We start from the raw sequence: 9048 nt of genomic DNA on the forward strand, positions 1-9048 counted from the left end.
CTCGACGGCATGGCGAACTCGACGTACTTGCCGAAGCTCTTCCCAACGGCGAGGCCCCGGTCCGCGTAGAACCGTTTGCTAGCCGAAACGTCCGCGACCGCCATTAGGAGCACGATCTTGTCGACCTCCCGGGTGGCCGGACCGCTGTCCTTCTTGGCCGACGTCGCGACCTTCCAGATCGCGCCGTCCGGAGCCTGTACGACGCCGCCGTAGCCCCACAAGGACTTCGCCACTGGTTTGAGGGTCGTGGCACCGGCTTCCACAGCGGAATCGATGAGGCTGCTGACGGTAGACGGCTGCGACACGACGAGCGACAGCGTGAACCCGCGGAAGCCGTCAGTAGGAGCGTTCGAGGCCCGCACGCGCACCCGCTCGCCTAATCCGAAGGCGGCGTCGTAGAAAGCGGTAGCGGCCGCGGGGTCGGGAACTTCGAGGGTGACTGAGTCGATGGCGGTCATGGCATGTCCTTTAGTGGGGTGGGTTGCTTTGTGATTTCGACTTTATGCCGAGGCTCCACTAACCGCTTCTTCAATCCTGACCGATGTGTTCCGCACCCGTGCGCCCTGGCTTCATGTCGATGTCAACCGAGGAATGGCCGGGCGGTGGTCGAGTATTCTGATGTCAGTGATACTTCATTTTTCTCTGTGACCCAGCGTCTTTCAGCGATTCCAGTTCGCTCCCTAGAGGAGCGGTGATTCCCTGCGCCTGCCAGGGGAACTCCATGTGGATTTCCCCTGCTCACCGGCCCAAAAGCGAACTCACCACTGGAAGATCAAATGGAAACAACATCAACGAACTCAGCCGAGCCCTTTTCGCCTGCCCTAGACCGGCAATCCCTGCGCCCTGACTGCGGAAATTGCTTTGCCCTATGCTGCACGGCCTTCGGATTCTCACGTTCCGCGGATTTTGCGCTCGATAAACCGGCAGGCTCTCCTTGCCAAAACCTCGCGCCTGATTTCTCGTGCACAATCCACCACAGCCTGGGCCAGAGGGGCTTTCGTGGGTGCACGGTCTTTGACTGTTTCGGGGCAGGTCAAAATGTATCGCAAGGGTTCTTCGCCGGAGAGAGCTGGCTTGAGAACCCTGGCACAAAAGACGAAATGTTTTCCGCTTTCAAAGCTGCCCGTCAGCTTCATGAGATGCTCTGGTACCTGGCCGAGGCACAGAACCGGGCTTTCGATCCCGATACGTCACGCCGTGCGGTTCAACTCCGGAACACCGTCGAGCAGGCAGTCCGCGGCGAACTGCCGGAGCTGCTTTCACTGGATATTCGAGATCTTCATTCCCAGGTGAGGTCAACGCTCATGGATGTCAGCGCAGAAGTACGGGCCTCCTATTTTGCCGCCGGTGATGACCACCTGGATCCAGCGCTCACGCCGGGAGCGGACCTGATGGGCAGTAATCTCAGTTCCCGCCAGTTGTGCGGGGCAGACCTCCGCGGGGCCTACCTTATCGCTGCGGATCTGCGAGGCAGTGACTTATCGGGTGTGGATCTGCTCGGCGCAGACCTCAGGGATGTCCGGCTTGAACGCGCCGATCTCTCCAAAGCCTTGTATCTGACCCAACCGCAGCTCAACGCCGCGAAGGGCAACCGTGCAACTCTTTTGCCTTCGGATCTCGAAATGCCCCCGCACTGGCACAACCGATGATCACCCTCCCCGCCAGGCACGTCAGTCCAGGCAGAGGCACAAAGGATGACCGGCGGGGTCGAGGAACACGCGGAATGTCGTTCCCGGTTGGTTCTCATGCTTGGTCGCGCCGAGTTCGAGCACAGCCGCCTCAGCGGTGTCGAGGTCGTCGACCACGACGTCGAGGTGCATCTGTTGCGGGACGTCCTGGCCTGGCCATTCCGGCGCCCTGTAGGAGTCGACTTTCTGGAAAGCCATCGAATCGCCGTACTCGGCGCGGACAGACCACCAGTCGTCGTCGTTCCGCTCGATTTTCCACTCGAGCAGGGCGCTGTAGAACTCGGCCAGGGTCTTGGGGTCGGGACAATCGAGTACCACGACAGGGAAGCGTGCGATAGCCATGGCCAACACTCTAGGACCGTTTCCGGAGGATCGCATCAAGTTCGACCATCCGAATTAGCCGAAACTACCGGAACCGTGTGGCAAGCTCCGGGCTCTGCGCTCCGAAAGCGGCGAGGTCCGCTTGGAAGACTGCGTCGAGAGGACCGCTGTCCTCTACGCCCGGCGCGCAGACGGTTTCGCCCAGTTCCAGGCCGCGCACGTTGGCGCAGATCTCGGCGACCGAGCCGATACCCGCCGTCGTGGACAGATCGGCGACGACGGTCCGGACCGTCAGTGCTGTCCACCTCCCGCACCTGAATTTCGGGGCGTAAAGTTCTGCCAAGGGACCGGAAGGATCGCTCATGGAGACTGCCCCGCCCACAGCCGCACAACAGAACAGAGCGGCACAACAAAACCGCCCCCTCGAGATCGACACGCTCGTTGTCGGTGGAGGCCAAGCGGGACTGGCCACGAGCTACTTCCTCAGCCGGGCCGGCGTCGAGCACGTGGTCCTTGAACGGCGATACGCGCTGGGCGGCGCGTGGCAGGATCGCTGGGATGCGTTCGTGCTGAACACGCCGAACTTCTCGCTAGACCTGCCCGGGATGCCATACGCGGGGCCGGAGCCGGAGGCGTTCATGGCCCGTGACGACGTGGTGGACTATTTCCGCGACTACGCGACGAGGATCGATGCCCCGGTCCGTACAGGCACGGACGTCACGTGGATCTCGACGTCGGATGGCAGCTTCAGCGTTGAAACGTCCGACGGCGGCTGGCGGGCACGCAATGTGGTGCTGGCGACCGGCGCGTACCAAATACCGAAAATCCCGGCACTGTCCGCCGGACTCCCGAAGAGTGTCCTGCAGCTCCACACGCACGACTATCGCAATCCGGAGCAACTGCCGGACGGTGCCGCGCTGATCGTCGGGACCGGGCAGTCGGGCGGGCAGATCGCGGAAGACCTGCTCGCGGCCGGGCGCGAGGTGCATCTGGCGGTGTCGACGTGTCCGGAGGCGCCGCGCCGGTATCGCGGGCACGACATCCTCTATTGGCTCCTGCAAGCTGGAATCCACGGGCCCGAGTACGGGATCAACGCCTTGACGGTCGGACAGTTGCCCTCCCCCGCGGCGCGATTCGCCTGCAACCCCCTGCTCTCCGGCACCGACGGGGGCCACGACATCCACCTCCGCGAACTCGGCCGCCAAGGCGTCCAGCTGCACGGGCACCTGGAAGCAGCCGACGACGGCGAACTCACCTTCACGGACGACCTCCACAACGCCTCGCAACAGTCGAGGCCGGGTTCGGCCAGCGCATGGGCCGTGCGCTCGACGCCTACATCGCTGCCGCTGGAATAGACGCGCCTGCGGCTTTACCTGCGCAGGAGGACGACTGGTTGCCTGTCGCGTCACCGGCGCGGGTCAACCTGGCCGCCGAGAACATCACCTCGGTGCTCTGGGCCACCGGTTACCAGCTGGACCTCAGCTTCGTGGATATTCCTGTCCTGGACGCCTGGAACTACCCGCGACATATCCGCGGCGTCACCGAGCAGCCGGGGCTATATGTGGTCGGGCTGCCGTGGCTGACAGGGCACTACTCGTCGATCGTCGGCGGGGTGGGCGTGGATGCGGAGTATGTCGCGGGGTGCGTGGCGGGGCGGCGAGGCTAGTCTTCCGAGACCAACGTTTGATTGGGCCGGATGTAATAGGCCTCCAATTCACGATCGCCCAGTATTTCGCCGATCAGGGATGGTGACCCTCCGATGAAGACCGAGAGAGCATGGATGTCATTAGCGACGCACCACGCTCCATCCAGAGGTAGCCAGTTCAAGGGCAGTCTTCCAGCAGGATTGTCCTCGATGGATTCCAGCGCCAGTTCGAGCGGTCCTCGCAACACATGCAGTCCCCGACCAAGGCCATTGACAATGACGGGCGAAGTTCGAACCCGGCCATTGAGGTCGCCATATCCCTCCCACACCAAAAACAAGCATTCAGGTGACGGCCTGGCGCCCTTCGCTATCCTGGAAACCAACCGTTCGGCCACTACGGAATCAACGGAACCGTTCTGGGGTTCGTAGACTTGATTCGGGTCGGGAACGCACGCCGCCACGATCTCGCTCCATTGGGTGCCACCGTCAACCTCCAGCTGATCACCGGCAAGCTGTGACCAGCGCAAACGTCGACCAGTTGGCGACATAGCGGGATTCAGCACCCGGGCATAAGCGGGATAGACGGGAGGGATAAGGCAGGCCAGCGATCCCGCAGGCTTCCCGATGGTCTGCTGTAGGAACCAACGGATGCGCGACTCCGAGTCTGCTTCCCGGCGATCCATCAAACCAAGCGTCCTCTCATATTCGCTTTCCCGGAAATTTAGCTGAGATCAATTTCCAGAACCCATCCAATGATATTAATGAAGCGCTCAGAGTTGAGTTCGGCCTCGGCATAGAATTCTGAACTGACAGATACAACTACTTTTCCTTGTTGAGGAAAAACATCCTCAGTCAACTCGATATGAATCGCTTCTTGATTCCTCTGCCGCTGGAATAGACGCGCCTGAACACCAGCCAGCGCCCGCGGACGACTGGCTACCTGTCGCCTCGCCCCGGGTCAACCTGGCCGCAGAGAACATCACCTCGGTACTTTGGGCGACCGGTTACCAGCTGGACCTCAGCTTCGTGGACATTCCTGTCCTGGACGCCTGGAGCTACCCGCGACGCGTCACCGAACAGCCGGGGCTATACGTAGTGGGGTTGCCGTGGTTGACGGGGCACTACTCGTCGATAGTCGGCGGGGTGGGCGTGGATGCGGAGTATGTCGCGGAGTGCGTGGCGGGGCGGTGAGGCTAAGGGGACTCCTCAGCTACCCTCTTCGCTCGGGGCCATGCCAGTCCATCAGTCACAGCTGCTGCACCCGCCGAAACAAGATGCGTCCACCACGGCCACTTTGAAACTGAGCTCGACCGTCAGAGACCCGCCTGGCTCACTCCGTACTCTGCCTGCTCCGGCGTAAAACCATCGAATATCAGCTGGTCGACTAGCCCGGAATGGGAGAAGGAAGTGAATCCTAGGTAGTCCTTGGCTTTCTTAGCTGCCTGCTGGTTCCAGTCGACTTTCACACGGTCCACAGCCCAGGTCGCATCCTCCGTTGAATACTTCTCGAACTCAAGCTGGCCGATCAGTCCGGTGCGCGAAAAGGCGGTGAACCCGAGGTATTCGGCAGCTTTACGCAGAGCGTTCTGCTGGCTGACCGTCCCAGCTGCCGCCTTGGCAGCCGCCTCGGCCTGAGCCTTGGCGGCAGCGTCGGCATCAGCTTTCGCCTTGGCAGCGGCCTCGGCATCAGCTTTTGCTTTAGCGGCAGCTTCAGCATCAGCTTTCGCTTTGGCGGCGGCGTCAGCATCGGACTTCGCTTTGGCGGCAGCATCAGCCGAAGCCCTAGCTGAAGCCTCGGCCGAAGCCTTGGCAGAAGCAGCGACCTCAGCCGCTGTAGCCGCAGAGGGTGTGACGGCAGACATGTTCGGTCCGGGGGTGGTCGTGGCAGACGTTTGGACGGCGGCCGCTCGGGTGGTGTTCAGGATGATGCTTAGGAGTATGAAGGCCGTGGTGACGATCAACGCCACCTTCTTGTGCCTGTCATAACCGTCCAATGGACGACCCTGCCTGTCGCGGGTCTTGTTGGCGAGCACGAGAATCAGATCAACAAGAGCCCAGATGCCGAGGCCACCGAAGGTAAACAGCTTCAGGATGCCGGTACCGACTTTGCCGAGGTAGAACCGATCCACGCCGAAAACGCCGAGGAGCAGGGAGAGTAGCCAAGTAACGAGGAAGGACTTGCTACTGACGCCGTATCCGCCAAGGGCTGGGCCCCCCAGATAGGGTGCCGGCGCGCCAGGATTGGGCTGGGTTCCTGAGGGGGTCTGCCCGTAGGGCGGCTGCGGCTGCTGCGGCGCGCCGAAGGGGTCAGCTGAGCTCATTGAGGTTCCTTTCAAAGGGACGCCCTTGAAGCGGGCTTCCGCGTGGGCATGGTGGGTGCGAGGTTTGGTCATCCGCTGGACGGGTTACATCCGTGATTCGATCGGCGCTGAGAGAGGCGCGCTATGGTCTGCCCATGTATCGTTTTCCTCCCCCCGGAAGTGCGTCTACGCTTTATCCGCGCGTGTTTAAGCATGCGTCGATACCCGCTTCACTTGGCGCAGTATTTGCACAGGACTCGGGCAGGCTTTGCACAGGAAATAGCCTTGGGCCGAAATGGTCCCCGGTCGCCTGTCAACGCCGTGCCTCGTCCCGGCGTTCCGGACACTTCTGCGCGGACGTGGGATCACCGATCACCACCCGCCGGCACCGGCGGACGACTGGCTCCCTGCTTCGTCGCCGACGGTCAACCTGGCCGCCGAGAACATCACCTTGCTGCTCTGGGCGACTGGGAGAAATGGTTGCAGTAATCCCCCCGTCACCGTGCATTTCATCGTGCAGGTCATACGTACATATGGCCGTGATCAGCAATTCCGCGGGCCGGCGGCGGGTTACCGCGGCACGGTGATCGACCGGCTTACGGGCACCAAAAGTTGGTCGGGCCGCGTCGAGGCGGGCTTGCCAAAGTCGGGCAAGGCGGTGGCAGGCGGTGAAGTATTCCTATGCTTGACTGGTTGGCATGAGTCAATTCAGGTCTGAACCAGGTCCGCGGATTGGCTTCGCGAAGGATTCCGACCCTGAGACCGCCGGGTGGGCCAACGCAGGCATCGGACTTGAAGGCGAGCGACTTGACGTTGGCGGGGTCAATCCGTGGTCGGGGCCCCGTGGATTTCACTGCACCAGTGGATCGTGGTGTCGCATCCGGCCCACCCCCGACAGCGTCACCGGGCAGACATCTACCAAGTCAGAGGGCCGAACGAAAGCCTTGTGGCTTTCGCGGCCGCCGAACTCTCCAACGGTGTGTGGGGCTTCTACGTGCCCGATCCCGTCCGCGAGAAACCACATCGGTCCTGACCCATCACGCCGGGCTGGCTAGGGCCGGTCCGACCGCGCGTTTTCCGTTGCCCGGGAGCGAAGAGCAGCGAATACAGGGTGAGACTCGGGGGTGCCGGTTCGTCGATCGCCTATCGGGCGACGTTATCGAGAGTCCCCTAGTTCCAGAGCTAGCCGACGGGTATCATTTGTCCTCGACAAGCACGGTGTTAAAAGGAATATCAGCATGTCCCCGCTCGTAGCCGAGCCCTACAGTTGTGGACCATGTCTTCCCGACGTTGTGAATAATGCGCAGGTACGTCCCAAGCTCTATCCGTTCGTTCGAGAGCACTTGGTCCGCATGGCTGATTATCGTCACGTACTTGCGGGCAGGCAGCCATCGAAGGTCGCCGAGGCACTCATCGAAGGCGTTCCAATTCCATCCAAAGTAGTCAGGAAAAGAAAACCGCTGCTGGTACTCAGCGAACAATCGATCGATGGACCGCATCTTCGAACCATCCAACTCAATAACCAGAACATCAGCCCCACTGATAGCCGCACGGATCAATCCAGCCTCTGACTCAATCACCCTGTGAACCCACGGCCCTGACTCACTCGTCACTGACTCAACGATTCGCGGCATAATCATCCGCCAATTCTGCACCAGCCCTCGGCAGAACTATGCAGCGACCGCAACCCGCAGCATGATCACCCATAGGGAACGCACCACCCGTTTGCTCCCCGTGATCGATTGACGAATACCCAGGGTTCGTCGTCAACAGTGACAACTTGGGGTGCAGCACTGACGCCCGGAGAAGGATCCTTTTGGGGCACCGCTCGTATTGTCCGCTTAGGGTTACTGGACAGGGAGTTCCGCGGTGACAGCCTCGGCGATTCGAGAAGCAACATCTTCCGCCGTTAGCCGGGACGTGTCGATGACGAGGTCAGCGTCTTTGATCATCCACGTCCGGGCCACCGCGTACCTTTCGATGTGATCCAGCCTCCACTGCCTGCCGGACAACTCGACTTGGTCGTTCTCAATCCGGTTCCGGAGGGTTGTTGCGTCGGCGTCCAGCACTACATGGATGACTTGATCGTCCAACTCACTGAAACTTGCCTTAAGTTCTGCCCAATAGTCCTGCCGCAGCACCGTCTGAACGGCCACCAAGTGTTGTCCCGTATGCCGACGAATTTCGAGAGCCGTGGCTGGAACCAGTGCCCGCCATGCCGGCAGGTCCTGAAAGTCGCCGAAGGTCTGGTCCTTCAGACTGTCCATGAGCATATATCCGACCGCTTCGGGGTCAAAGAGACGTAGGGCGGGCTGCGCTTCCACCACTGCCTTGGCGGCAGTAGTTTTCCCCACGCCGAAGGTTCCGTTGATCCAAATCATCATGTCGCCGACAGTATCTTCTCCCGGAATAGATAGGCGGCGGGCAAGGCTCGTGTCCGAGAATCGATGGTGGGGTGACCGTTCAGGGATCGACTTATGGGCGCTCCCATCGTCTTGGAACCAACTGGGGTGGTTTGGAGAGTATCCACACGGGACCAGGGTGCTCGTTCGTCAGTCTGGTTCAAAAGGTCCTGCGCCGACGGCATGGGATACACCGTAGCCTCCAGAGACCAGCTTTGGCTTACAGGGTGTAGAGGTCGTGTAGGGGCCGGCCCGCTGATGAACACATTCGGCACGGCGACGACTTGTTGAATCTGCTGATTCGATCTGTTCGTACGGACGTAAAACCCGCGGCCGGGGCTCCTGTGTCCAATGTGATACCTTTTCCGCGGGACAGAGTCACTGTCCGGCAGTACACCCGCCTTCGGCGGGCTTTGGGGGATTGAGGCGTCGGCGTGGCTAATGTTCGCTTGGATTGTTTTGGAACGGGTTCGCCGGAATCCAGAGTTCGGTTGCGAACGCTCATCGTGCTACTGGCAGTTTGCATTCTCATGCTTGTCCCGATTGCAGGCCCCGCCCAAGCCGTACAAGGGGGCGACTATCCGTTCGCGGCGGTAGGCGGTTCAGGCGGAGTTAAAGCGCCGGGGACCATGATGCCAGTGGCTCCGGCGCGGATGCTGGACACGCGCACCACCGCCGCGGTTCCCCCGGAT

9 protein-coding genes and 1 pseudogene are annotated in these 9048 nt (G+C 61.3%); 3 read left to right on the top strand and 7 right to left on the bottom strand.

The window, feature by feature from the left end; all coding sequences use genetic code 11:
• Positions 1-458 (bottom strand): glyoxalase (locus tag AHiyo1_RS06850; protein ID WP_059388043.1); only part of this gene is annotated, 458 nt, incomplete at its 3' end.
• A gap of 642 nt (positions 459-1100) precedes the next feature.
• Here AHiyo1_RS06850 and AHiyo1_RS27870 point away from each other — a divergent pair.
• Positions 1101-1649 (top strand): pentapeptide repeat-containing protein, encoded by a 549-nt coding sequence (locus AHiyo1_RS27870; RefSeq protein WP_059388044.1) that lies wholly within the window; start codon positions 1101-1103, stop codon positions 1647-1649.
• A gap of 21 nt (positions 1650-1670) precedes the next feature.
• On the opposite strand, the gene AHiyo1_RS06860 is transcribed toward AHiyo1_RS27870, so the two are convergent.
• Both AHiyo1_RS06860 and AHiyo1_RS25430 read right to left on the bottom strand, forming a co-directional pair.
• Positions 1671-2030, bottom strand: a complete 360-nt coding sequence (locus tag AHiyo1_RS06860) for a VOC family protein (protein WP_059388050.1) — start codon at positions 2028-2030, stop codon at positions 1671-1673.
• Between the two features lie 64 nt (positions 2031-2094).
• Positions 2095-2373, bottom strand: coding sequence for a hypothetical protein (locus AHiyo1_RS25430; protein WP_059388045.1), 279 nt, complete (start codon positions 2371-2373; stop codon positions 2095-2097).
• Positions 2374-2437: 64 nt separating this feature from the next.
• Here AHiyo1_RS25430 and AHiyo1_RS06870 point away from each other — a divergent pair.
• Positions 2438-3675: pseudogene (locus AHiyo1_RS06870) on the top strand (flavin-containing monooxygenase).
• Here AHiyo1_RS06870 and AHiyo1_RS06875 read toward each other — a convergent pair.
• Positions 3672-4337 carry a hypothetical protein gene (locus tag AHiyo1_RS06875; protein ID WP_059388046.1) on the bottom strand — a complete coding sequence of 222 codons (666 nt, stop codon included), beginning with the start codon at positions 4335-4337 and terminating at the stop codon, positions 3672-3674. The pseudogene AHiyo1_RS06870 and the gene AHiyo1_RS06875 overlap by 4 nt on opposite strands.
• A 343-nt stretch (positions 4338-4680) precedes the next feature.
• Here AHiyo1_RS06875 and AHiyo1_RS27875 point away from each other — a divergent pair, with 343 nt between their 5' ends.
• Positions 4681-4845, top strand: coding sequence for a hypothetical protein (locus tag AHiyo1_RS27875; RefSeq protein ID WP_172465516.1), 165 nt, complete (start codon positions 4681-4683; stop codon positions 4843-4845).
• Positions 4846-4967: 122 nt separating this feature from the next.
• Here AHiyo1_RS27875 and AHiyo1_RS06880 read toward each other — a convergent pair whose 3' ends face one another.
• The 3 genes from AHiyo1_RS06880 to AHiyo1_RS06900 all read right to left on the bottom strand — a co-directional run bounded on the left by AHiyo1_RS06880 (position 4968) and on the right by AHiyo1_RS06900 (position 8338).
• A complete protein-coding gene (locus tag AHiyo1_RS06880) occupies positions 4968-5975 on the bottom strand; it encodes an Ltp family lipoprotein (protein ID WP_084784391.1) in 1008 nt (335 codons plus the stop codon).
• A 1175-nt stretch (positions 5976-7150) separates the two neighbouring features.
• On the bottom strand, positions 7151-7534 hold the full coding sequence (locus AHiyo1_RS06895; RefSeq protein WP_216363142.1) for a barstar family protein: 384 nt from the start codon (positions 7532-7534) through the stop codon (positions 7151-7153).
• Between the two features lie 267 nt (positions 7535-7801).
• The gene (locus tag AHiyo1_RS06900) at positions 7802-8338 is read right to left on the bottom strand and encodes an AAA family ATPase (RefSeq protein ID WP_084784390.1); all 537 of its coding nucleotides are present in this window, start codon (positions 8336-8338) and stop codon (positions 7802-7804) included.
• Positions 8339-9048: the final 710 nt, after the last annotated feature.

Origin of the sequence: Arthrobacter sp. Hiyo1 (assembly GCF_001263615.2) — a bacterium.
In the GTDB taxonomy this organism is placed as follows: domain Bacteria; phylum Actinomycetota; class Actinomycetes; order Actinomycetales; family Micrococcaceae; genus Arthrobacter.